We start from the raw sequence: 22,684 nt of genomic DNA, 5'->3' as shown, positions 1-22,684 counted from the left end.
CCACCCTGCGGTGTGCCCCGCTGCTGACGGTGGGCCAGGCACGTCGGGGTAACGGTGGGCGGTGGCGGCGATGACCCGTACCGGTAAGCCGACCACCACCCACCCGCCGTGGTGTACCCCCGAGCGGTGCGGTTTCCTGGTTCCGCCGGTGATGCCGCACATGGCCCGCCGGCATCGTGGCCCGATGCTGCGGGTCGGTGAGAGTCGGGCGAGTGGCCTCGTCGTCACGTACCTCATCAGCGCGGAAGTCCCGGGTGCGCCGCTCGTCGGGGTGCACGCGACCTGTCGGGCCGGCAATGCCTGGGCCGAGTTGTCCCTGCCTCAGGCTGCCGAGCTGGCGGACCAGTTGCGCGACCTGCTGACCCAGGCGGCCGACCAGGGCGATCCGGGCCGGGGCGACGGTGGCCCGTCGGGGGCCGATCGGGTCGCTGGTCAGGGTGACGGCCGTCCGGGGGTCGGCGATGAGTGAGGGTGGTCGGCCGGTCGTCTGTCCGGTGTGGTGCCGGGGGTGCGGGCCGAACGACCCGATGCACCGGGGGTTCCTCGCCACCGTGGGGCGGGAGCGGACCGGCTGGGTGAGCCTGCAACTGCTCGTCGACCGGTTCATCAGGCGCGAACCGTCGATCAAGCTGGACGCGACCCGGTACGGCGGCACCCAGGCGGTGCTGCTGTCGAGCGGGCAGGTGGACCGGCTCATCGAGGAGTTGACCCAGGCGCGGCGGCTGATGCGGGCACCGGTCGGCCCGCCGGGGCGGGCGGGGGAGCGGCGGTGAACGGCGGTGGCCCGCAGCGCCCCGGGGCGGCGGCGTCGGCGAGGATCGCGGGATGTCCGACGAGCGCTTCATGCGCATCCACAGCCCCGAGTTCCAGGCGATGGCCGCGAGGGTGTTGCGGGCCACCGAGTTGACCTCCCGGCTGAACGTGCTGCCCTTCACCGACGAGGCCGGCCGGGCGGAGTTGTTGGCGCAGCTCCTCGGCCGGCCGCTGCCGGCGCGGGTGACCATCTATCCGCCGTTCTACACCGATCACGGCCTCAACCTGGAGATCGCGGAGCGGGTGTTCATCAACCAGAACTGCACGTTCCTCGACTACGCCGGCATTCGGCTCGGCGAGGGCGTCATGGTCGGCCCGAAGGCCACCTTCATCACCCTCGGCCACCCGGTCGACCCCGTGCAGCGGCGGGAGTGGCTGACCGGTGCGCCCATCGACGTGGCGGAGAACGTCTGGATCGGGGCCGGCGCGACGATCCTCCCCGGCGTCCGCATCGGCCGGGACGCCGTGGTGGCGGCCGGCGCGGTGGTCGCCGACGACATCCCGCCCGCCACCCTGGTCACCGGCCCCAAAGCGACGGTACGCCGCCAGTGGTGACCCCACCCGCCTTGCCGGTGGGCCGGGATGACCTCACCCGCCTCGCCCGGGGGCCGATGTAGCGGTATTCAGGCTGGCCGGACACCGCTACGTCGCCTCCCCTGAGTCGATCGTGCGTCCCGCTCCGCCCGGCGCCGTCGGTTCCGTTATGCAGCCCGTCGCGGCCGGGTCGGTCAGCGGCCGTCGCGGTCGGGCCGCGCCGACTCCGGCGTGGCCTCGTGGCCGGGCATGCCGTGGGTACGCCGCCGCTGCTTCATCTCGGCCTCGTAGAGGTGCCGCCGACCGCCGGCCAGCTTCTCCCGGGCGTCCCGCTCGATCTCCTGGAACGTGGCGTAGTAGCCGTCGTCGAACTCCTCCACGATCTGGAACGTCCACCGGCCGGGCAGTAGGTTGCGCCCCAGCAGCTCGTGTTCGACCCGGTCGGCCACCTCGTCGTGCCCGGCCCCGCGCAGCAACTCCACCACCCGGTCCAGGGTGAGATCCGCGCCGCCGACGAGCTGGTGCGCGGAGTAGAGATGCCCGCGCACCCGGTGGATCGTCTCCAACGCCTCACTCAGCTTGCCCAACGCCTCGACCGTCGCGTCGTCGACTCCCGCCGGCCGCGCGTGCTCCTCGTCCATCGCACCGTTCTGACCTGCCATAACCCCCGACATACCCCCAAACCATCCCAGGTATCCCCTGGTCGCGGTGCGAGCAGCGCGGCCGGGCGGAGTCCCTGGCGGCCGGAACACCACGGACGTCGAGGCGGCAACTCGGCTGACGGCGGTGGCTCAGTCGTTCTCCGCTGTGCCGCCGATCAGCCGCCGCGCTTCGGCGACCACGTCCGCATCGACTCCGGCAGCCGCATCGTCCGGGTACGGCTGCCCGTCGTGGACGACGGCCTCGACGATCTCGTACGCGTACTCAAGGTCGATGAGCCCGGCCGCCAGCGGAGTCCCGTCCCGGGTGATGAACCCGTACGCCCAGGAGGTGAGGGCGCGGGCGGTGATCGTCCGGTCGAGCAACCGGCGGGCCATGATCCGGACGGCTTCGTCCTCACCCGCCCGGCTGCCCTGCGGGAAGAAGGTCAGCGAGAGTTCCGCCAGCGTATCCCCGAGCCACCGACGTAGTTCGTCGCTCTCGCCGCCTGGATCGGCCGAAATGCCCGCAAGGATCCGAAGCGTCGGGCTGTCCACCCCCGCTATCAGGCAGTCGCAGGCCGCCTCGACCACCTCGGCCGGCGTGCCCGACCCGACGCTCCACAGGACGGCGGCCTCCTGGAGGCGGGTGAGCACATCGTCTGGTTGCACCGGCACATGGTCCGCCGTCACGCCGACGTTGTCTCCGGGATAACCACCCGGCGAGCCATCCGCTTCTCGCAGTAGCTCGCCGTACTTGAAAACCCTGGCCCGAAATTCAAGTAAAGCGGCAGATACTGCAAATTGCCTGATAGCAGTGGTGCTGTGCGGATGGCGTACGGATGGTCCGCCCGTCCTCGTCAGTCCGCCAGTCGGAAGGCCAGCTGCGTCTGCCACGTGCTCCGGTCCGGGTCGTCGTCCGGGCCGAGGTGGTAGATCTCCAGCCGGCAGCCCCAGCGCTCGCCCGCCCCGGTGTCGCTGACGTCCCAGCGCAACCCGTTGCGCTCCGCCCACTCCAGGAACGCCCCGGTCACCGCGACCAGTTCGTCGGGGTCGCCGACGTGGGTGGTGGTGAGGTAGCGGCCGGCCGGCAGCACGCCGGTCCGCATGGGCGTCTCGACCGTGATCTGCGCGTCGGCCGGGACCGGCACCCCCGCCTCGACCTCAAGCTCCCGCGCCATGTCGATCACGTGGTAGCGCAGGAAGTCCGGGCCGGCCGGGGCGATCCCCTGCGCCGCCAGCCAGCCGAACAGGTCCGACAGGGCATCCGCGGCATCGCCGATGGTCCCCATCGTCACCGTGCGTCGGATCCCCACGTAGGGCTGGACCGCCCGTTCCTCGATCACCGGCGTCACCGGTGTCTGCGATGTCATGGATTCACGACACCATCGGGGTGCGACATCACGGGGTCCGACCGCCTCTGGCGGGTGTTTCGCCTGCTCGCGCCAGCTCGCCACTGTTAGCGCGTTTTGTCGTTGATCTGGTGCGGAGTCCGTCGACTCCCGACAGGCCGCTTCCGTACCTGACGAAATGAGCTATGGTGATCGATGTGACGGTTCCGGGAGCAGTCGTCGCGACCCTCGAATACGACGGTCGCCCTGCCGCCCGGGCAGCGGCCCCGCGCCGTTAAAGATCGGGTTTGCGTCGATAGTGACATTGGGCGATTCGTGGAGGCTGTTACCCGTCCTGGTGCCGCTGATCTGGCACGGGGAGGTGACGGCGGTGGTCCGAACGGCGGAACCTCTCCGCTGCTCGGACCAGCGCCGCTCTCCCCGCTTTTCTGGGTACCCGAGGTGTGGCACGATCGTGGAACCTCCACCATCCCCCGTGAACACTCTCTCGACAGGAGCAATCATGTCTGGTCGAAGGCTGGGCCGGCTGTTTGGCTCGCTCCTCGTGCTCGCCACCATCCTCGGTGGACTCGCCGTAGCCGGCGTTCAGTCCATCGACGGCAGCGCGCAAATGGCGGACGTCGTCTGGACGATGGGCGGCGCGCGCTAAGCCCCCGCGTCGTCCCCGCTCCCGGTGTCCTGGGGGTGACGTCTCTCAGGGAGAGGGTGGCGCATGGCCAGCCGAGATCAGCGGCGTAAGTCCACCGAACGCGCCTGGTTCATCACCGCCCCCTTGGCCTTGCTGGCCATCGTCTTCAGCACCGCGATCGGTGTCCTGCTTCCCGAGTTCGGGGAGTGGGGCTTGGCGTTCGTGCTCTTCGTGGCGATGACGGGGATCAGCATCCCGGTTCTCAACGTGATCGTCCGGCGGCAGTCGGTCGGGGTGACGTTGACCGAGGTGCCCCTCGTCGTCGCGCTCTTCTTCCTGCCACCGCTGACGGTGGTGCTGATCTACACGCTCTCCGTGCTGATCTGGAGCGCGTCGCACCGGTTCGCTCCGGCCAAGCTGTGGTTCAACGTCGCGAAAGCGGCGGCGGCCACCTCGCTGGCCGGGCTGCTCCTGCTGGCCCTGCCCCCGATCAAGGGGGTCGGGCCGGGGACCTGGGGCAGCCTGTTCCTGGCGGTCAACACCATCACTCTGGTCAGTCTGCTCTCGGTGGCCGGGGTGCACGTACTGCTCCAGGGCTGGCAGGCCGGCCGGGAGGCGCTGCGTACCGCGCCGTCGGTCTTCCTCACCACCTCCATCAACGCCTCGGTCGGCCTGCTCGTCCTGATCGCGTTGAAGACCACCTGGTGGTCGGCGCTGCTGCTGGCCGCGTTGTTCGCGGCGTTGTTCCAGGTCTACCGCTCCTACTCGCAGTTCTTCCGGCAGCACCGCACCCTCACCGGCATGTACGACCTGACCCGGTTGCTCACCAACAGCGCCGAGGGGGCGATCGCCGACATCCTCCTGGACCGGGTACGGGGCCTGATGCAGGCCGAGTACGCCACCCTCTGGCTGCCCGCCCAGCGCCGGCACCCCGAGGTGCTGCTGACCGCCCGGGTCGACACCCCGGGCCTGCTCGACGTCGCACCCACCCCGACGGTCTTCCGGGAACAGGCCCGTGAGCTGGGCAAGACGCTGTCCATCGGCCGACTGCTCGGCGACGACACCGCGCTGCGTCGTGAGGTGGGCGCCCAGCAGGTCAAGGACGCCATCGTGGTGCCGTTGCGGTCCGGCCAGGCGGTGATCGGCACCCTGGAGGTGACCAACCGGCTCAGCGACATCGGCCACTTCACCACGAGCGACATCCCCGTCTTCGAGACCGTCGCCGCGCACGCCGCCGTCGCCCTGGAGAATTCCCGGCTGGTCGACCGGCTGCGGCACGACGCCTACCACGACGCGCTGACCGGCCTGCCCAACCGGCGGCGGATCACCGCCGCGCTGGCCGAGGCGGTCAAGATCCGCGCGCCGGGCGAGGTGGTCGCCGTGCTGCTCTTCGACGTGGACGGGCTGCGGCAGGTCAACGAGTCGTTGGGGCACGCGGCGGGGGACAAGGTCCTCGTCGAGGTGGCCGAGCGGTTGCGCGCCTGCGCCCCGTCGTCGGCCCTGGTGGGTCGGGCCGGGGGCGACGAGTTCCTGGTGACGCTGCGGCTGGAGAACGCCGAGGCGGCCCTGGAGCTGGCCGGCCAGCTCCGCGAGCAGATCCGCGACGAGATGGTCTTCGACGCGCTCACCCTCGACGTGGACACCGCCGTCGGGGTGACCGTGCATCCGGATCACGGCAGTGACGCCGCCGTGCTGCTGCAACGGGTCGACCTGGCGGCCACCGCGGCCAAGGCGGTGCCGGGCAGCGTGCAGCTGTTCAACCCGGCGCTGGAGTCGCGGTCGCTGCGCCGGCTCGGGCTCGCCGGTGACCTGCGTCGCGCTCTCGACGAGGGGGAGCTGGAGGTCTACTTCCAGCCGAAGGTGACCCTGCGGGACCGTCGCCTGCTCGGGGTGGAGTGCCTGGCCCGCTGGGAGCATCCGGCGCACGGCACGGTCTCCCCGGAGGACTTCGTCGCGGTGGCCGAGCACACCGGCCAGCTGGGTCGGCTCACCGAGTTCGTGCTGCGCGAGGGGCTGCGCCGCAGCCGGGACTGGAGCCACACCGGGCAGCCGCTGGCGGTGGCGGTCAACATCGCCGCCCGTTCGCTGACCGACCGGCACTTCCCGGACCGGGTGGGGGAGCTGCTGACCGAGTACGGCGTCCCGCCGCAGCTGCTGACCGTCGAGATCCCGGAGGCGGCGGTGCTGGACGGCACCGAGCGGCCCATCCCCACCCTGCGCCGGCTGCGGGACCTCGGCGTCCGGCTGGCGGTCGACGACTTCGGCACCGGCAACTCGTCGCTGGCCCAGCTGCGCCGGCTGCCGGTGCACGAGGTGAAGGTCGACCAGTCGTTCGTGCAGGGCATGGCGACCGACCCCGGGGACCTGGCGATCGTCAACGCGGTGGTGTCGCTGTCCCAGCAGTTCGGCCTGTCCGTGGTGGCCGAGGGGGTGGAGAGCGAGCTGACCCTCGAACTTCTCCAGGACATCGGCTGCGAGATCGGGCAGGGCTTCCTGTTCAGCCGGCCGCTGCCGTACGAGCGGTTGGAGGCCTGGTTCGGTGCCCAGGCGGACCAGGAGGCGACCGGCGCGGATGAGCTGCCGAGGCTCCGCGTAGTGCCCTGAGCTGTGCCGACGCGGTATCGGGGGATCCCATTTCACCCCCGGCGCGGTGCCGTGTAATGTATCCCCTGCGCGACGCCCTCCGGGGTGATCGGGTAGGCCCCCTTAGCTCAGTCGGCAGAGCGTCTCCATGGTAAGGAGAAGGTCTACGGTTCGATTCCGTAAGGGGGCTCAGAGGGTCCTTTGGGACCCGCCTCGGCGGTGTAGCTCAGATGGCAGAGCAAGCGGCTCATAATCGCTGTGTCGCCGGTTCAATTCCGGCCACCGCTACTCTCGTCCTCCGGGCTCATCCCCGGTGGTGAGTGGGACGGGCGCCACAGGCGCCCACTTTGCATGTCCAGGCATCTTCCGCGTAGGCTGATGCGCTGTAGTTGATATCCGTAGCGAGGAAGGCACTCCGCCGTGGCGAAGGCGACCGATGTCCGGCCGAAGATCACTCTGGCGTGTGTGGAGTGCAAGGAGCGCAACTACATCACGCGTAAGAACCGCCGTAACGACCCGGACCGCATCGAGCTGAAGAAGTTCTGCCCCCGGGACGGCAAGCACACCGCCCACCGCGAGACCCGCTGACCCTCGGTCGGCCACCTGGCCAGCCCGGTCCGCAAGCGACCAACCCGGACGCCGATCCGCACGGATGGCGCGGCCTTCACAGCCGCCTGCCCGTACGGGTCGGCGTTCGTGCGTCCCGTGTAGGTTCGGCGGCATGTCCCTGGACCCGTCCTTCGTCGGCCGGACGTATCCGCCGACCGCCCCCTACCAGGTGGGCCGAGAAAAGATCCGCGAGTTCGCCACCGCCATCGGAGCGACCGAGCCGGCCCACCACGACCCGGCGGCGGCCCGTGCCCTCGGCCACCCGGACGTGGTCGCCCCGCCCACCTTCCCGGTCCTGATCACCATGGCCGCCAGCCAGCAGATCGTCGACGATCCGGCGCTCGGGGTCGACTACAGCCGGGTGGTCCACGGCGACCAGCGCTTCGCGTACACCCGGCCGGTGGTGGCCGGGGACGAGCTGGTCTGCGTGAACACCATCGAGGAGATCAGCAACCGGGGTGGGCACGCCTTCCTGACCACCCGCACCGACGTGACCACCTCGGCCGGTGAGCCGGTGGTCGCCGTCTGGTCCAAGCTCGTCGTACGTGGGGAGTCCTGACGTGGAACTGTCGACCCGGACGTTCCGGGTGACCCGGGCGGACCTGGTCCGCTACGCGGGCGCCTCGGGCGACTTCAACCCGATCCACTGGAACGACCGGACCGCCACCAGGGTGGGTCTGCCCGGGGTGATCGCCCACGGCATGTTCACCATGGCGCTGGTCGGTCGGGCGGTCACCGAGTGGGCCGGCGCACCCGACGCGGTGGTCGAGTTCGGGGTGCGCTTCACCCGGCCGGTGGTCGTCCCGGACGACGACGAGGGCACCGAGATCACCGTGGACGCGGTGGTCAAGGAGGTCACCGAAGCCGGGCTGGCCAGGCTCGATGTGACCGCCCGGTGCGGTGAGGAGAAGATCCTTTCGCAGGCGCGGGCGGTCGTGCGGACGACCGGCTGACGGCCTGTCGAAACGTACCGGGCGGGACCGGTTGGGAAAGTCGGGGCGCTACCCGTACACTGGTCCGCCGTGGGGCAAGTGACCCCTGCCCGGCCGTGCAGGTCGGGTGGGGAGAGCGTTGCCGCACAGGGGTGTAGCTCAATTGGCAGAGCAGCGGTCTCCAAAACCGCAGGCTGCAGGTTCAAGTCCTGTCACCCCTGCGCCTCAGGCCTGACCGTTCCCGTGGGTCGCGCCGCCGCAAGGCGGCGTCCGGCCCGTGGTGGTGGCATCGGCGGGGTGGTTCCGGGGCGACCCGGGGCCCTTCGTCCGGTCCGCCGGCCGCGGCCCGTCGCGGGACGGTTGGTCCGGCCGGCGTGACCAGCGCCGCGTACGCCTCCCGGCGTACGAACCGACATCCCGCGACGGAGGGCGAAGTGGCCGAGAGCAAGCGGCGCGGCGAGGACGCCGGCGACGACGGTCTGCGCGACGAGCGCGACGAGGTCGTCGACGAGGTGACCGCCGACAACGACGCCCCCGACGACGACGCCACCGACGCGGACGAGCCGGTATCCCGGGGCGGCACCGCGACCCGGTCGCGGACCCGTGCGGGTGCTGCCGACAGCAAGCCGAAGACCCGGTCCGAGACCGACCGGGTGGGGCCGTTCGCCCGCATCGCGCGTTTCTTCCGCGAGGTCGTCGCCGAGCTGCGTAAGGTCATCTGGCCGACCCGCAAGGAACTGCTGACCTACACCGCTGTGGTGGTCACCTTCGTCGCGGTGATGCTGACGATCGTGGGCCTTCTCGACTTCGCCTTCGCGAAGGGCGTGCTGTGGGTCTTCGGCAGCCCCAGCTGACCGGCCGACTGAGCCGATAGTGACGGAAGTGAGCAAGCGTGCCTGAGTACGACGAGACCGCCGGGACCACGGACGACCAGTCCACGGTCGCGACGGCGGCGAGTGACGAGTCGGTCGAGGCCGCCAGCGAGCCGGAGTTCCCGACCACGGAGCCCGAGCCGGACGAGGACTACGACCCGGTCGCCGAGCTGCGCCAGAAGCTGCGCTACGCGCCCGGCGACTGGTACGTGGTGCACTCGTACGCCGGTTACGAGAACAAGGTCAAGACCAACCTCGAGACCCGGATCACCTCCCTCGACATGGAGGAGTTCATCTACCAGGTCGAGGTGCCGACCCGGGAAGAGGTCGAGGTCAAGAACGGCAAGCGTTCCCAGATCCAGGCCAAGGTCTTCCCCGGTTACATCCTGGTCCGGATGGAGCTGACCGCGGAGTCCTACTCGTGTGTGCGCAACACGCCGGGGGTCACCGGCTTCGTGGGGGCGACCGACCGGGCCGACCGGCCGGCACCGTTGAGCCTCGACGAGGTGCTCAAGTGGCTGGCTCCGGCGGTGGAGACCGAGCAGAAGAAGGCCAAGCCCGAGATCAGGGTCCTCGACTTCGAGGTGGGCGACTCGGTCACCGTCACCGACGGGGCGTTCGCCTCGCTGCCGGCGACGATCAGCGAGATCAACGCCGACCAGCAGAAGCTCAAGGTGCTGGTGTCGATCTTCGGCCGGGAGACCCCGGTCGAGCTGAACTTCAACCAGGTCGCCAAGATCTGACGACGTTCGTCGCCGGCGGTGGGGCAGCAGCCCGCCGCCGGCGACGTCGTTACCCCCGGCGCGGACCTCGGCGCGGGGCGCTGTCGGGCGCTGCGCTACTCTTGAACGTCGTCGCTGTGGTACCGCGCTGACCGTGCGCGCCCGTGGCCGGCACCTTTCCCAGTTCCAAGCCCCAGGAAGTGACATGCCTCCGAAGAAGAAGCTCGTCAAGACGTTCACGCTTCAGCTGAAGGCGGGCCAGGCGACTCCGGCTCCGCCGGTGGGCCCCGCGCTCGGTCAGCACGGCGTGAACATCATGGAGTTCTGCAAGTCCTACAACGCGCAGACCGAGGCCCAGCGGGGCGACATCGTCCCCGCCGAGATCAGCGTGTACGAGGACCGGTCCTTCACCTTCGTCCTGAAGACCCCGCCCGCCGCCCGGCTGCTGCTCAAGGCCGCCGGCGTCGACAAGGGTTCCGGTGTGCCGCAGAGCCAGAAGGTCGGCTCGGTGAGCCAGGCCCAGGTGCGCGAGATCGCCGAGAAGAAGATGGTCGACCTCAACGCCAACGACATCGACCAGGCTGCGAAGATCATCGCCGGCACCGCCCGGTCGATGGGCATCGTCGTCAACGACTGACCCCGGTCGGTCCCCAAGATCAGTTCGTGGGAGGGCGCGCGTCACCCGCGGCCCGCCAGAGACCACAGGAGTAACCCGAGATGCAGCGCAGCAAGACGTACCGCAAGGCCGCCGAGGCGGTCGACAAGTCGAAGCTCTACACCCCGGCCGAGGCGGTCAAGCTCGCCAAGGACACCACCAGCGCCAAGTTCGACGCCACGGTCGAGGTCGCCATGCGCCTCGGCGTCGACCCCCGCAAGGCGGACCAGATGGTCCGCGGCGTGGTCAACCTGCCGCACGGCACCGGTAAGACCGCCCGCGTGATCGTCTTCGCCGCCGGCGCGAAGGCCGAGGAGGCCGTCGCCGCCGGTGCCGACGAGGTGGGCACGGACGAGCTGGTCGCCCGGATCCAGGGCGGTTGGCTGGACTTCGACGCGGCGATCGCCACTCCGGACCAGATGGCCAAGATCGGCCGGATCGCGCGGATCCTGGGCCCGCGCGGCCTGATGCCGAACCCGAAGACCGGCACGGTGACCATGGACGTCACCAAGGCCGTCTCGGACATCAAGGGCGGCAAGATCACCTTCCGGGTGGACAAGCACTCCAACCTCCACCTGATCATCGGCAAGGCCTCGTTCTCCGAGACCCAGCTGATCGACAACTACGCCGCGGTGCTCGACGAGGTCCTGCGCGCCAAGCCGTCCGCGGCCAAGGGCAAGTACCTCAAGAAGGTCACCCTGGCCACCACCATGGGTCCGGGTGTCCCGGTCGACCCGAACGTGGTGAAGAACCTCCAGGAGACCGGCGCCGAGGGCTGAGCCCGGCTTCTCCCGCGAAGGGCCCCGCCACGGACAGTGGCGGGGCCCTTCCGCATGTCGCACTGTGGCAGGCTCCTCCCATGCGACTGGAGAACGTCCGGCTTCGATACGGCCGGGGCGGCCCATGGGTGCTGCGCGGCGTCACGGCCCGGCTCGACCCGGGCGAGGTGGCGGTGGTGCTCGGCCGCAACGGGGCCGGCAAGTCGACCCTGCTGCAACTCTGCGCGGGGGTGCTGCGGCCGGCCCGGGGCCGGGTGGTCGACCGGCCCCGGCACGTCGGCTGGGTGCCCGAGCGGTTCCCCGCCGACCAGCCCTGCACGGTGACCCGCTATCTGACCGCCATGGGCCGGGTCGCCGGCCTCGGCCGGGCCGACACCGACCGGGCCGTCGACCGGTGGACCGACCGGTTGGGGCTGACCCCGTTCCGCGAGGTCCGCCTGCCCGACCTGTCCAAGGGCACCGCGCAGAAGGTGGGCCTGGCTCAGGCGATGCTGCGCACCCCGGGCCTGCTGGTGCTCGACGAGCCCTGGGAGGGGCTGGACTCGGCCGCCCGGGGCCTGGTCCCCGAGCTGATCGACGAGGTGCTGGCCGACGGGGGAGCGGTCCTGGTCAGTGACCACCGCGGCGAGACGGTCCGGCTCCCCGGCGCCCGGCACTGGACGGTGGCCGACGGACTGGTCACCGAGGAGGCGGCCAGCGGCGATGCGGCCGTCGCCGTGGTCGAGGTCGCGGTGCCGGCCGCGCGGGTGGCCGGCACCGTCGCCCGGTTGCGCGCCGACGGCCACCACATCCTGCGGGTACGCGAACCCGCCACCCCGCCCACGCCGGTGCTCGTGCCGCCCACACCCGTCCCGTCCTCGTCGGTGGCTGACCCGTCTCCGGGGCGGGCCGGGGCCCCGGCCACCGGTGGGCCTGCGGGGGCGGCGGAGCCGTCGGTGGGCGCCCCGCCTCCTGACGCCGGGTCGACAGCCGACCCGGCGCGCAGTGGCCGGCCCGGGGAGGTGGCCCGGTGAGCGCGCTGGTCCGGATGCGGCTGGCCGGCTTCCTGCGTACCGGACGGGCGCTGGCACCGGTGCTGGCCGGCCTACTCACCCTCGGCATCCTGTACGGCGGCGGCCGGGCCCGGCCGGCGGAGGCGTACGGCGTCAGCGCCGTGGTGCTCTTTCCGGTGTTGGCCTGGCAGGCCAAGATCCTGCTGGACGTCGAACCGGACGTGCAGCGCCGGCTGGCCATGGTGTCGGTGGGGCCGGCCCGCGAGTGGATCGCCGGGCTGCTCGCGGCCCTGGTCGCCGGGGTGGGCACGGTGCTGGTGGCGTTGGGATTCCCGTGGCTGGTCGGCGGGGTGACCACGCCGGGCCCGGGTGACCTGCCGGTGGTGGCGGCGCTGGCGCTCGGGCTCTGGGCCCACCTGCTCGCCCTGCTGCCGGCGGTGGCCCTGGGCGCGCTGGCGAGCCGGGCGCTGACCCGCACCGCCGGCTACGGCGTCGCGGTGCTCGCGGTGGGTGCGGTCGGCACCCTGGCACTGGGCCTGCGCGGCTCGGTGGCGCCCTGGCTGGTGCCGCCGGTGCTGACCACTGCCCGGGCGCTCGCCGGCTCCCTGCCGGCCGGCACCGCCCTGCTGCTCTCCGGCTGGGCGCTCGCCTGGGCCGGGGTGGCGCTGACCGGCTACGCCTGGTGGCGGCGGACCCGCCCCTGACCCGGACCTGGAGGCAGCGATCCCCTGACCGTCCGCCGACCACCCACCCACCGTGGCGGGGCGGGGTGGGGTCCGATCTGGTCCGGCGTGTGATGGCTCCGCCTGGTCCGACGCGGCCTGACGTGCGGGGTGGGGCCCGATCTGGTCCGGCGTGTCATGGCTTCACCCGGCCTACGCGGCCTGACGTGGCTGGGGTCGGCGCGGCCCTGTCCTGATCCGGCTCGACGTGGCCTGACGTGGTTGGCTCGGCGCGGCCTTCTCCTGATCGGCTCGGTCTGGTCGGGCCGTTGCTGCTCGACCCCGCACTGCTCCCGACCTGCCGGCAACAGTCGCGGGCTCGCCAAGATCGTGCTCAATCCAGGATGTAGTGGCCTCAGCGCCCGCCGCGCGAGACCACTACAACCAGGAAGCTGCACGATCTTGGCGCTGGCGCTGGCGCTGGCGCTGGGGCTGGGGGTGGGGCTGGGGGTGGGGGTGGGGCTGGGGGTGGGGGTGGGGCTGGGGGTGGGGGTGGGGCGAGAGGGCGGGTGGGGGCGATTTGGCGATGGGTGGACGTGTCGCGTAACCTGGGCCGGTAGTTCCACCCAGAGACCGCTGGTCACCGTGCTCCGGCACGGTCGAAGGCTCCGCGACGACGGGCGACCCGCGCAGGGCGGTAAGCGTAATACGGTTCCTCCCCGTGGTCTGCCGACCATGGTGATCGCTCCGGTCCTCGCCCCGCGCGCCCTGCGCCGGGGCTTTTTCGTTGTCGTGACGCCTTCGGCGCCGTCGCAGGGCCTTGTGCTCCCCGACGGCGACCAGCTCCGAGTAACGAGAGAGGAGGGACATGGCGGACAAGCCGATCCGGGCCGACAAGGCCACGGCCGTCGCTGAGCTGACCGAGAGCTTCCGTACCTCGGGCGCTGCGGTGCTCACCGAGTACCGTGGTCTGACGGTTTCCCAGCTCACCCAGCTGCGGCGCTCGCTCGGCAAGGAGACCACCTACACGGTCGCGAAGAACACGCTGGCAAAGCGTGCCGCGACCGAGGCGGGCATCTCCGGCCTCGACGAGCTGTTCACCGGTCCTACCGCGCTGACTTTCGTTTCGGGCGACGTCGTCGAGGCGGCGAAGGGTCTTCGCGACTTCGCGAAGGCCAACCCGAAGCTCGTCATCAAGGGCGGTGTCTTCGAGGGCAAGGCCATTTCCGCGGCCGAGGTCACGAAGCTCGCCGACCTGGAGTCCCGTGAGGTGCTGCTGGCCAAGCTGGCCGGCGCGATGAAGGGCAACCTGAGCAAGGCCGCAGCCCTGTTCCAGGCACCGCTCTCCAAGGCCGCCCGTGCGGCGGCCGCCCTGGCGGACAAGAAGCGCGAGCAGGAGGGCGCCGAGGCGGCCTGAGGCCCTCCCGGCGCACCACGTTCTTAATTTTCATTGCGAGAAAGGACGCCAGACATGGCGAAGCTCAGCACCGACGAGCTGCTCGACGCGTTCAAGGAGATGACGCTGATCGAGCTCTCTGAGTTCGTGAAGCAGTTCGAGGAGACCTTCGAGGTCACCGCCGCCGCCCCGGTCGCGGTTGCCGCTGCCGGTGGTGCCGGTGGCGCCGCCGCCGCTCCGGTCGAGGAGGAGAAGGACGAGTTCGACGTCGTCCTCGAGGCCGACGGTGGCAAGAAGATCCAGGTCATCAAGGTCGTGCGTGAGCTGACCGGCCTGGGCCTCAAGGAGGCCAAGGACGCGGTCGAGGCCGCCCCGAAGGCGATCCTGGAGAAGGTCAACAAGGAGACCGCCGAGAAGGCCAAGGCCAAGCTCGAGGGCGAAGGCGCCAAGGTCACCCTCAAGTGACCTGAGGTCGACCTCGGGTCGACCTTGGCGGGGGCCGGCTCACGTGAGCCGTGGCACACCGCAAACTGAACGGGCGGTGATCCGACAACGGATCACCGCCCGTCATGCTTGGTGACTCCGGGTATCAGTGGCGTGAGCAGGGTGTTCGCACCCGGTGCGTGATGCGGTGGGGACTCTGGCGGGTAGCCCGTCCGTGGGAAACCCGCCGAGCAGCCGGAAGCAGGCTCTTGACGTGGCCCCGACCTGCCAGGCACGCTGACACCAGCAAGACCTTCCGCGCTTGCGACGGCCACCTCTTGGGTATTGGCTGCGGCAGTACCAGCAGCCGCTGCATCCGAGCGGCCCGACAGGAACTCGCGTTCCGAGCGGCCGGTGCGACCCCGGTTTTCCGGGGTGCCGAGGCACGTTCCGCGACGACCTGCGGGATGGGCTGGACAGCGGTTAGCCTCTCGGCTACACTGCTAGTTTGCGCTGCCTTCCGACTTGACCCCTGCTCGGAAATGTCCGGTTACGGATATTTCTGGTGGGGTCATTGGAGTGCACGCGTACCAGCCGTTCTGCAGCACCGGTCCTCGGAAGGACGCATCTTGGCAGCTTCCCGCCCTGCGAAGACCAGTCGTACGTCGAGCGCTTTCGCTCCCCGCCGAGTTTCTTTCGGCAGGATCACCGAACACCTCGAGGTCCCCAACCTCCTTGCCATCCAGAACGAGTCCTTCGACTGGCTCGTCGGCAACGAGGCTTGGCAGGGCCGGTCGGCGGACGACCCGCACGCACGCTCGGGTCTCGCGGAAATCCTCGACGAGATCAGTCCCATTGAGGACTTCTCCGGCACCATGTCGCTGTCCTTCTCGGCACCGCGCTTCGACGAGGTCAAGGCCTCGATCGAGGAGTGCAAGGAGAAGGACCTGACCTACTGCGCCCCGCTGTTCGTGACGGCGGAGTTCACCAACAACACCACCGGCGAGATCAAGAGCCAGACGGTGTTCATGGGTGACTTCCCGATGATGACGCCCAAGGGCACCTTCATCATCAACGGCACCGAGCGCGTCGTGGTCAGCCAGCTCGTCCGGTCTCCGGGCGTGTACTTCTCCAAGGAGCCGGACAAGACCTCCGACCGCGACCTCTCCAGCGTCAAGGTCATCCCCAGCCGGGGTGCCTGGCTGGAGTTCGACATCGACAAGCGTGACACGGTCGGCGTCCGCATCGACCGTAAGCGCCGGCAGGCCGTCACGGTCCTGCTCAAGGCCATCGGTTGGTCCGCCGAGCAGATCCGCGAGAAGTTCGGCTGGTCCGAGCTGATGATGACCACGCTCGAGAAGGACCACATCGCCGGCCAGGACGAGGCCCTGCTCGACATCTACCGCAAGCTCCGCCCTGGCGAGCCGCCGACCCGCGAGAACGCCCAGACCCTGCTCGACAACCTCTTCTTCAACCCGAAGCGGTACGACGTCGCCAAGGTCGGGCGCTACAAGTTCAACAAGAAGCTCGAGCTCAGCGTGCCGATCACCACGGGCACGCTGACCGAGGACGACGTCGTCGCCACCGTGGAGTACCTCTGCCGGCTGCACGCCGGTGAGGACGGCTACGAGGCCGACGACATCGACCACTTCGGCAACCGTCGCCTGCGTACCGTGGGCGAGCTGATCCAGAACCAGGTCCGGGTCGGTCTCTCCCGGATGGAGCGGGTCGTCCGCGAGCGGATGACCACCCAGGACGTCGAGGCGATCACGCCGCAGACCCTGATCAACATCCGCCCGGTGGTGGCGGCGATCAAGGAGTTCTTCGGTACGTCGCAGCTGTCCCAGTTCATGGACCAGACCAACCCGCTGGCGGGCCTGACCCACCGGCGGCGGCTGAGCGCGCTCGGCCCGGGTGGTCTGTCCCGGGAGCGGGCCGGCTTCGAGGTCCGTGACGTGCACCCGTCCCACTACGGCCGGATGTGCCCGATCGAGACGCCGGAAGGCCCGAACATCGGCCTGATCGGCGCGCTGTCCACCTTTGCCCGGGTCAACCCGTTCGGCTTCATCGAGACGCCGTACCGGAAGGTCGTCGAGGGTCGGGTCACCGACCAGATCGACTACCTGACCGCGGACGAGGAGGACCGGTTCGTCAAGGCGCAGGCCAACGCGCCGCTCAAGGCGGACGGCACGTTCGCCGAGGACCGGGTGCTGTGTCGCCGTAAGGGTGGCGAGACCGAGGACGTGGTCCCCGGTGCCGTCGACTACATGGACGTGTCGCCGCGGCAGATGACCTCGGTCGCGACCGCGATGATCCCGTTCCTGGAGCACGACGACGCCAACCGCGCGCTGATGGGCGCCAACATGCAGCGTCAGGCGGTGCCGCTGGTCAAGGCGGAGTCGCCGCTGGTGGGCACCGGCATGGAATACCGTGCCGCGGTCGACGCCGGTGACGTGGTGGTGGCCGAGGTCGGTGGCATGATCGAGGATCTCTGCGCCGACTACATCACCATCCACCAGGACGACGGCCACCGCCGGACGTACCTGCTGCACAAGTTCCGCCGCTCCAACGCCGGCTCCTGCGTCAACCAGAAGCCGGTCGTCTTCGAGGGCGACCGCGTCGAGGCCGGCCAGGTCATCGCCGACGGTCCGTGCACCGACGAGGGCGAGATGGCGCTCGGACGCAACCTGCTGGTGGCGTTCATGTGCTGGGAGGGCCACAACTACGAGGACGCGATCATCCTGTCGCAGCGCCTCGTGCAGCAGGACGTGCTCACCTCGATCCACATCGAGGAGCACGAGGTCGACGCCCGGGACACCAAGCTCGGCCCGGAGGAGATCACCCGGGACATCCCGAACGTCAGCGAGGAGATGCTCGCCGACCTCGACGAGCGCGGCATCATCCGGATCGGCGCGGAGGTCGTCCCCGGCGACATCCTGGTCGGCAAGGTCACGCCGAAGGGCGAGACCGAGTTGACCCCGGAGGAGCGGCTGCTCCGCGCGATCTTCGGTGAGAAGGCGCGTGAGGTCCGGGACACCTCGCTGAAGGTGCCGCACGGCGAGACCGGCACGGTCATCGGGGTGCGGACCTTCTCCCGCGAGGACGGCGACGAGTTGCCGCCGGGCGTCAACGAGCTGGTCCGGGTGTACGTCGCCCAGAAGCGCAAGATCCAGGACGGCGACAAGCTCGCCGGCCGGCACGGCAACAAGGGTGTCATCTCGAAGATCCTGCCGATCGAGGACATGCCGTTCCTGGAGGACGGCACCCCGGTCGACATCGTGCTGAACCCGCTGGGTGTGCCGTCCCGGATGAACATCGGCCAGGTCCTGGAGACCCACCTCGGGTGGGTGGCCAAGACGGGCTGGAGCGTGGACGGCGACGACACCGACTGGAAGCGTCAGCTCCGGTCGATCGAGGCGCACGAGTCCGAGCCGGACACCAACGTGGCCACGCCGGTCTTCGACGGTGCCCGCGAGGAGGAGATCTCCGGTCTGCTCTCGTCGACCCTGCCCAACCGGGACGGCAAGCAGCTGATCGGTTCCTCCGGCAAGGCGCAGCTGTTCGACGGTCGTTCCGGCGAGCCGCTGCCCGACCCGATCGCGGTCGGTTACATCTACATCCTGAAGCTCAACCACCTGGTCGACGACAAGATCCACGCGCGTTCGACCGGTCCGTACTCGATGATCACGCAGCAGCCGCTGGGTGGTAAGGCGCAGTTCGGTGGCCAGCGTTTCGGTGAGATGGAGTGCTGGGCCATGCAGGCGTACGGCGCCGCCTACGCCCTGCAGGAACTGCTGACCATCAAGTCCGACGACGTCCTGGGCCGGGTCAAGGTCTACGAGGCGATCGTCAAGGGCGAGAACATCCCCGAGCCGGGCATCCCGGAGTCGTTCAAGGTGTTGCTCAAGGAGCTCCAGTCGCTGTGCCTGAACGTCGAGGTGCTCAGCAGCGACGGGGTGGCCCTGGAGATGCGCGAGACCGACGACGAGGTGTTCCGGGCCGCGGAGGAGCTGGGCATCGACCTGTCCCGGCGCGAGCCGAGCTCGGTCGAAGAGGTGTAGGTGGTGGCGGTGGGGGTCGGCCGATTCGTTCGGGCGGTCAGGCGTGAGTCCGACGCGAGTCGGCCGGCCCCCACCCCCGCCCGTGATCTAGCTGTACAGACGACGACATAGGGGACATAGTGCTCGACGTCAACTTCTTCGACGAGCTGCGTATCGGCCTCGCGACCGCGGATGACATCCGCCAGTGGTCGCACGGTGAGGTCAAGAAGCCTGAGACGATCAACTACCGCACCCTCAAGCCGGAGAAGGACGGGCTCTTCTGCGAGAAGATCTTCGGCCCTCAGCGGGACTGGGAGTGCTACTGCGGTAAGTACAAGCGGGTCCGGTTCAAGGGCATCATCTGTGAGCGCTGTGGCGTCGAGGTGACCCGGTCCAAGGTCCGCCGTGAGCGGATGGGGCACATCGAGCTGGCCGCTCCGGTGACCCACATCTGGTACTTCAAGGGCGTCCCGAGCCGGCTGGGCTACCTGCTGGACCTCGCCCCCAAGGACCTCGAAAAGATCATCTACTTCGCCTCGTACGTCGTGACGAGCGTGGACGCCGAGGCGCGTCACCGTGACCTCTCGACGATCGAGAACGAGATCCTCGCCGAGAAGCGGCAGTCCGAGAACAGCCGCGACTCGGAGATCGAGAAGCGGGCCGCGAAGCTCGAGGCCGACCTGGCCGAGCTGGAGGCCGAGGGTGCCAAGGCGGACGTCCGGCGCAAGGTCAAGGAGGGCGGAGAGCGCGAGATGCGCCAGATCCGCGACCGGGCCCAGCGCGAGATCGACCGCCTCGACGAGGTCCTCGACACCTTCCGCAAGCTCGACTCGAAGCAGCTGGTCACCGACGAGCTGCTCTACCGCGAGCTGCGTGACCGGTTCGGCGAGTACTTCACCGGCGGCATGGGTGCCGAGGCCATCAAGGCGCTGGTCCAGAACATGGACCTCGACGCCGAGGCCGAGAGCCTGCGCGAGACCATCCGCTCCGGCAAGGGCCAGCGCAAGATCCGCGCGCTCAAGCGGCTGAAGGTCGTCGCGGCGTTCCTGAACACCCGCAACTCGCCGCTGGGCATGGTGCTGGACTGCGTCCCGGTCATCCCGCCGGACCTGCGCCCGATGGTGCAGCTCGACGGTGGCCGCTTCGCGACCTCCGACCTCAACGACCTGTACCGCCGTGTGATCAACCGGAACAACCGGCTCAAGCGGCTGATCGACCTCGGCGCCCCCGAGATCATCGTCAACAACGAGAAGCGGATGCTCCAGGAGGCCGTCGACGCACTGTTCGACAACGGCCGTCGGGGCCGGCCGGTCACCGGTCCGGGTAACCGCCCGCTCAAGTCGCTGTCCGACATGCTCAAGGGCAAGCAGGGCCGGTTCCGGCAGAACCTGCTCGGCAAGCGCGTCGACTACTCCGGCCGTTCGGTCATCGTGGTCGGCCCCAAGCTGAAGCTGCACCAGTGCGGCCTGCCCAAGCAGATGGCGCTGGAGCTGTTCAAGCCGTTCGTGATGAAGCGGCTGGTCGACCTCAACCACGCGCAGAACATCAAGTCCGCCAAGCGGATGGTCGAGCGGCAGCGCCCGGTCGTGTGGGACGTGCTGGAAGAGGTCATCGGCGAGCACCCGGTGCTGCTCAACCGCGCGCCGACCCTGCACCGCCTGGGTATCCAGGCGTTCGAGCCGCAGCTGGTCGAGGGCAAGGCGATCCAGATCCACCCGCTGGTCTGCACCGCGTTCAACGCCGACTTCGACGGTGACCAGATGGCGGTGCACGTGCCGCTGTCGGCCGAGGCCCAGGCCGAGGCGCGGATCCTGATGCTGTCGTCGAACAACATCCTCAAGCCGGCCGACGGCAAGCCGGTCACCATGCCCACCCAGGACATGGTCATCGGTCTCTACCACCTCACCCACCTGACCCCGGGTGGCATCGGTGAGGGTCGGGCGTTCAGCTCGGACGCCGAGGCGCGGATGGCCTTCGACGCGGGCGAGCTGCACCTGCAGACCCCGGTCAAGATCCGGTTGCGGGACGTGATCGGTGTCGACAACGGCAACGGCGGCGAGCCCTGGGTCGCCCCCGAGGGCTGGGTCGAGGGTCAGCCGCTGACCGTGGAGACCACGCTGGGCCGGGTCCTGTTCAACGAGACGCTGCCGCAGGGCTACCGGTTCGTGAACTACGAGATCCGCAAGGGCCAGCTCTCCGCGATCGTCAACGACCTCGCCGAGCGCTTCCCGAAGGTGGCGCTGGCCGCCACCCTGGACGGGCTCAAGGAGGCCGGCTTCCACTGGGCCACCTGGTCCGGCGTCACCATCGGCATGGAGGACGTCATCGCGCCCCCGCGCAAGGCGGAGATCCTGGCGAAGTACGAGGCGGAAGCCGACCGGATCGACAAGCAGTACCAGCGTGGTCTGATGACCGCCGAGGAGCGTCGCGGCGAACTCATCGAGATCTGGACCAAGGCGACCAACGAGGTCGCCAAGGAGATGGACACCGCGCTGCCGCAGGAGAACCCACTGTGGAAGATGATCAACTCGGGTGCCCGCGGTAACCTGCTCCAGCTCCGGCAGATCGCGGCGATCCGTGGTCTGGTGGCCAACCCGAAGGGCGAGATCATCCCGCGGCCGATCAAGGCCAGCTACCGGGAGGGTCTGTCCGTGCTGGAGTACTTCATCTCCACCCACGGTGCCCGTAAGGGTCTGGCCGACACCGCGCTGCGTACCGCCGACTCGGGTTACCTGACCCGTCGTCTGGTGGACGTCTCGCAGGACGTGATCATCCGCGAGGAGGACTGCGGCACCGACCGGGCGATCCCGATGCAGATCGGCGAGCGTCTGGAGGGTGGCCGGCTGGTCGTGCACGAGCACGCCGAGACCAGCGTGCACGCCCGTACCCTGGCCGACGACATCAAGGGGCCGGACGGCACCGTGGTGGCCCACCGGGGTCAGGACATCAACTCCATCGGGGTCGACAAGATCGTCGCCGCCGGGGTGGAGACGGTCCGGGTGCGCAGCGTGCTCACCTGCGAGTCGAAGCTGGGCGTCTGCGGTGCGTGCTACGGCCGCTCGCTGCCGACCGGCAAGACCGTGGACGTCGGCGAGGCGGTCGGCATCATCGCCGCCCAGTCGATCGGTGAGCCGGGTACCCAGCTGACGATGCGTACCTTCCACACCGGTGGCGTCGCGGGTGAGGACATCACCCAGGGTCTGCCGCGTGTGCAGGAGATCTTCGAGGCCCGGATCCCGAAGGGCAAGGCGCCCATCGCCGACACCCCGGGTCGGGTCCGGATCGAGGACGGCGAGCGGTCCCGCAAGATCATCGTGGTGCCCGACGACGGCAGCGAGGAGATCGTCTATGACAAGATCTCCAAGCGGGTCCGGCTGCGGACCCACGACGGGGACCACGTCGCGGTCGGCGAGAAGCTCACCGAGGGCACCATCGACCCGCACGAGCTGCTGCGGATCATGGGTCCGCGGGCGGTCCAGGTCCACCTGACCCAGGAGGTCCAGGAGGTCTACCGCTCGCAGGGTGTGCTCATCCACGACAAGCACATCGAGATCATCATCCGCCAGATGCTCAAGCGGGTGACGGTCATCGACTCCGGCTCGACCGAGTTCCTGCCGGGCGTGCTGGTCGACCGGGCGCTGTTCGAGTCGGAGAACCGCCGGCTCGTCGGCGAGGGTGGCGAGCCCGCCGCCGGTCGTCCGGTGCTGATGGGTATCACCAAGGCCTCGCTGGCCACCGACTCCTGGCTCTCGGCGGCCTCCTTCCAGGAGACCACCCGGGTGCTGACCGACGCGGCGATCAACTCGCGCAGCGACTCGCTGGTCGGCCTCAAGGAGAACGTGATCATCGGTAAGCTCATCCCGGCCGGTACCGGCATCAGCAAGTACCGCAACGTCCGGGTCGAGCCGACCGAGGAGGCGAAGGCCAAGGTCTACTCGATGACCGGCTACCCGGAGACCGACTACGGCTTCGGGCCGGCCAGCGGCCAGGCAGTTCCGCTGGACGACTTCGACTTCGGGTCGTACCGCTGAGCAAGCTCTGACGAAGGCCCCCG

Annotated in this window: 21 protein-coding genes and 3 tRNA genes; 21 read left to right on the top strand and 3 right to left on the bottom strand. The window is 69.7% G+C overall.

What is annotated here, in order from left to right; all coding sequences use genetic code 11:
- Positions 1-70: 70 nt before the first annotated feature.
- From ACQP2H_RS27435 to ACQP2H_RS27425, 3 genes are read left to right on the top strand one after another with little or no spacing between them, the layout of a single operon-like run.
- Entirely contained in the window at positions 71-469 is a 399-nt protein-coding gene (locus ACQP2H_RS27435; RefSeq protein WP_219464765.1) for a hypothetical protein, read from the top strand.
- On the top strand, positions 462-773 hold the full coding sequence (locus tag ACQP2H_RS27430) for a precorrin-4 C11-methyltransferase (RefSeq protein WP_255597746.1): 312 nt from the start codon (positions 462-464) through the stop codon (positions 771-773). The genes ACQP2H_RS27435 and ACQP2H_RS27430 overlap by 8 nt, the downstream gene beginning before the upstream one ends.
- Before the next feature lie 52 nt (positions 774-825).
- Complete coding sequence (locus ACQP2H_RS27425) at positions 826-1,368, top strand: DapH/DapD/GlmU-related protein (protein WP_255597745.1); 543 nt, start codon at positions 826-828, stop codon at positions 1,366-1,368.
- 173 nt (positions 1,369-1,541) lie between these two features.
- On the opposite strand, the gene ACQP2H_RS27420 is transcribed toward ACQP2H_RS27425, so the two are convergent.
- The 3 genes from ACQP2H_RS27420 to ACQP2H_RS27410 all read right to left on the bottom strand — a co-directional run bounded on the left by ACQP2H_RS27420 (position 1,542) and on the right by ACQP2H_RS27410 (position 3,358).
- Positions 1,542-1,988, bottom strand: a complete 447-nt coding sequence (locus tag ACQP2H_RS27420) for a hypothetical protein (RefSeq protein ID WP_219464763.1) — start codon at positions 1,986-1,988, stop codon at positions 1,542-1,544.
- Between the two features lie 150 nt (positions 1,989-2,138).
- Positions 2,139-2,657 carry a hypothetical protein gene (locus tag ACQP2H_RS27415; protein WP_219464761.1) on the bottom strand — a complete coding sequence of 173 codons (519 nt, stop codon included), beginning with the start codon at positions 2,655-2,657 and terminating at the stop codon, positions 2,139-2,141.
- Positions 2,658-2,845: 188 nt separating this feature from the next.
- On the bottom strand, positions 2,846-3,358 hold the full coding sequence (locus ACQP2H_RS27410) for a GyrI-like domain-containing protein (protein ID WP_357537872.1): 513 nt from the start codon (positions 3,356-3,358) through the stop codon (positions 2,846-2,848).
- 481 nt (positions 3,359-3,839) lie between these two features.
- Here ACQP2H_RS27410 and ACQP2H_RS27405 point away from each other — a divergent pair, with 481 nt between their 5' ends.
- From ACQP2H_RS27405 to ACQP2H_RS27320, 18 genes are all read left to right on the top strand, one after another.
- Complete coding sequence (locus ACQP2H_RS27405) at positions 3,840-3,986, top strand: hypothetical protein (RefSeq protein WP_169733070.1); 147 nt, start codon at positions 3,840-3,842, stop codon at positions 3,984-3,986.
- A gap of 63 nt (positions 3,987-4,049) precedes the next feature.
- Entirely contained in the window at positions 4,050-6,569 is a 2,520-nt protein-coding gene (locus tag ACQP2H_RS27400; protein WP_219464757.1) for a putative bifunctional diguanylate cyclase/phosphodiesterase, read from the top strand.
- Between the two features lie 96 nt (positions 6,570-6,665).
- Positions 6,666-6,738, top strand: a tRNA-Thr gene (locus ACQP2H_RS27395).
- Positions 6,739-6,763: 25 nt separating this feature from the next.
- Positions 6,764-6,836: transfer RNA gene (locus ACQP2H_RS27390), tRNA-Met, on the top strand.
- A 132-nt stretch (positions 6,837-6,968) separates the two neighbouring features.
- Positions 6,969-7,136 carry a 50S ribosomal protein L33 gene (gene rpmG, locus ACQP2H_RS27385; protein ID WP_091242082.1) on the top strand — a complete coding sequence of 56 codons (168 nt, stop codon included), beginning with the start codon at positions 6,969-6,971 and terminating at the stop codon, positions 7,134-7,136.
- Positions 7,137-7,269: 133 nt separating this feature from the next.
- A complete protein-coding gene (locus tag ACQP2H_RS27380) occupies positions 7,270-7,716 on the top strand; it encodes a MaoC family dehydratase N-terminal domain-containing protein (protein WP_219464755.1) in 447 nt (148 codons plus the stop codon).
- 1 nt (position 7,717) lies between these two features.
- Positions 7,718-8,110, top strand: coding sequence for a MaoC family dehydratase (locus ACQP2H_RS27375; RefSeq protein ID WP_433229389.1), 393 nt, complete (start codon positions 7,718-7,720; stop codon positions 8,108-8,110).
- A 127-nt stretch (positions 8,111-8,237) separates the two neighbouring features.
- A tRNA-Trp gene (locus ACQP2H_RS27370) sits at positions 8,238-8,310 on the top strand.
- Between the two features lie 213 nt (positions 8,311-8,523).
- Complete coding sequence (gene secE / locus ACQP2H_RS27365) at positions 8,524-8,943, top strand: preprotein translocase subunit SecE (protein WP_219464751.1); 420 nt, start codon at positions 8,524-8,526, stop codon at positions 8,941-8,943.
- 38 nt (positions 8,944-8,981) lie between these two features.
- Positions 8,982-9,704 (top strand): transcription termination/antitermination protein NusG, encoded by a 723-nt coding sequence (gene nusG / locus ACQP2H_RS27360; RefSeq protein WP_219464749.1) that lies wholly within the window; start codon positions 8,982-8,984, stop codon positions 9,702-9,704.
- Between the two features lie 184 nt (positions 9,705-9,888).
- Entirely contained in the window at positions 9,889-10,320 is a 432-nt protein-coding gene (gene rplK / locus ACQP2H_RS27355; RefSeq protein ID WP_208568215.1) for a 50S ribosomal protein L11, read from the top strand.
- Between the two features lie 80 nt (positions 10,321-10,400).
- The gene (gene rplA / locus ACQP2H_RS27350; protein WP_208568214.1) at positions 10,401-11,117 is read left to right on the top strand and encodes a 50S ribosomal protein L1; all 717 of its coding nucleotides are present in this window, start codon (positions 10,401-10,403) and stop codon (positions 11,115-11,117) included.
- An 80-nt stretch (positions 11,118-11,197) separates the two neighbouring features.
- Positions 11,198-12,130, top strand: coding sequence for an ABC transporter ATP-binding protein (locus ACQP2H_RS27345; RefSeq protein ID WP_363819087.1), 933 nt, complete (start codon positions 11,198-11,200; stop codon positions 12,128-12,130).
- Positions 12,127-12,813: a hypothetical protein gene (locus tag ACQP2H_RS27340; protein ID WP_357537867.1), complete on the top strand. Its 687-nt coding sequence runs from the start codon at positions 12,127-12,129 to the stop codon at positions 12,811-12,813. The genes ACQP2H_RS27345 and ACQP2H_RS27340 overlap by 4 nt, the downstream gene beginning before the upstream one ends.
- 826 nt (positions 12,814-13,639) lie before the next feature.
- The gene (rplJ, locus tag ACQP2H_RS27335; protein ID WP_088644793.1) at positions 13,640-14,188 is read left to right on the top strand and encodes a 50S ribosomal protein L10; all 549 of its coding nucleotides are present in this window, start codon (positions 13,640-13,642) and stop codon (positions 14,186-14,188) included.
- A 54-nt stretch (positions 14,189-14,242) separates the two neighbouring features.
- Positions 14,243-14,632 (top strand): 50S ribosomal protein L7/L12, encoded by a 390-nt coding sequence (gene rplL / locus ACQP2H_RS27330; RefSeq protein WP_091276487.1) that lies wholly within the window; start codon positions 14,243-14,245, stop codon positions 14,630-14,632.
- Positions 14,633-15,219: 587 nt separating this feature from the next.
- Positions 15,220-18,651, top strand: coding sequence for a DNA-directed RNA polymerase subunit beta (locus tag ACQP2H_RS27325; protein ID WP_208568211.1), 3,432 nt, complete (start codon positions 15,220-15,222; stop codon positions 18,649-18,651).
- Positions 18,652-18,770: 119 nt separating this feature from the next.
- Positions 18,771-22,661: a DNA-directed RNA polymerase subunit beta' gene (locus tag ACQP2H_RS27320; RefSeq protein ID WP_208568210.1), complete on the top strand. Its 3,891-nt coding sequence runs from the start codon at positions 18,771-18,773 to the stop codon at positions 22,659-22,661.
- Positions 22,662-22,684: the final 23 nt, after the last annotated feature.

Source organism: Micromonospora sp. CA-248260 (assembly GCF_050942205.1).
In the GTDB taxonomy this organism is placed as follows: Bacteria; Actinomycetota; Actinomycetes; order Mycobacteriales; family Micromonosporaceae; genus Micromonospora; species Micromonospora antibiotica.
This window is presented reverse-complemented; position numbering and strand designations above follow the sequence as displayed.

Bases quoted from the DNA above. Each gene is read 5' to 3' on its own strand.
- ACQP2H_RS27435 (WP_219464765.1), top strand. From the start codon at position 71: ATGACCCGTACCGGTAAGCCGACCACCACCCACCCGCCGTGGTGTACC.
- ACQP2H_RS27430 (WP_255597746.1), top strand. From the start codon at position 462: ATGAGTGAGGGTGGTCGGCCGGTCGTCTGTCCGGTGTGGTGCCGGGGG.
- ACQP2H_RS27425 (WP_255597745.1), top strand. From the start codon at position 826: ATGTCCGACGAGCGCTTCATGCGCATCCACAGCCCCGAGTTCCAGGCG.
- ACQP2H_RS27420 (WP_219464763.1), bottom strand. From the start codon at position 1,988: ATGGACGAGGAGCACGCGCGGCCGGCGGGAGTCGACGACGCGACGGTC.
- ACQP2H_RS27410 (WP_357537872.1), bottom strand. From the start codon at position 3,358: ATGACATCGCAGACACCGGTGACGCCGGTGATCGAGGAACGGGCGGTC.
- ACQP2H_RS27405 (WP_169733070.1), top strand. From the start codon at position 3,840: ATGTCTGGTCGAAGGCTGGGCCGGCTGTTTGGCTCGCTCCTCGTGCTC.
- ACQP2H_RS27400 (WP_219464757.1), top strand. From the start codon at position 4,050: ATGGCCAGCCGAGATCAGCGGCGTAAGTCCACCGAACGCGCCTGGTTC.
- ACQP2H_RS27380 (WP_219464755.1), top strand. From the start codon at position 7,270: ATGTCCCTGGACCCGTCCTTCGTCGGCCGGACGTATCCGCCGACCGCC.
- rplK (WP_208568215.1), top strand. From the start codon at position 9,889: ATGCCTCCGAAGAAGAAGCTCGTCAAGACGTTCACGCTTCAGCTGAAG.
- rplA (WP_208568214.1), top strand. From the start codon at position 10,401: ATGCAGCGCAGCAAGACGTACCGCAAGGCCGCCGAGGCGGTCGACAAG.
- ACQP2H_RS27345 (WP_363819087.1), top strand. From the start codon at position 11,198: ATGCGACTGGAGAACGTCCGGCTTCGATACGGCCGGGGCGGCCCATGG.
- rplJ (WP_088644793.1), top strand. From the start codon at position 13,640: ATGGCGGACAAGCCGATCCGGGCCGACAAGGCCACGGCCGTCGCTGAG.
- rplL (WP_091276487.1), top strand. From the start codon at position 14,243: ATGGCGAAGCTCAGCACCGACGAGCTGCTCGACGCGTTCAAGGAGATG.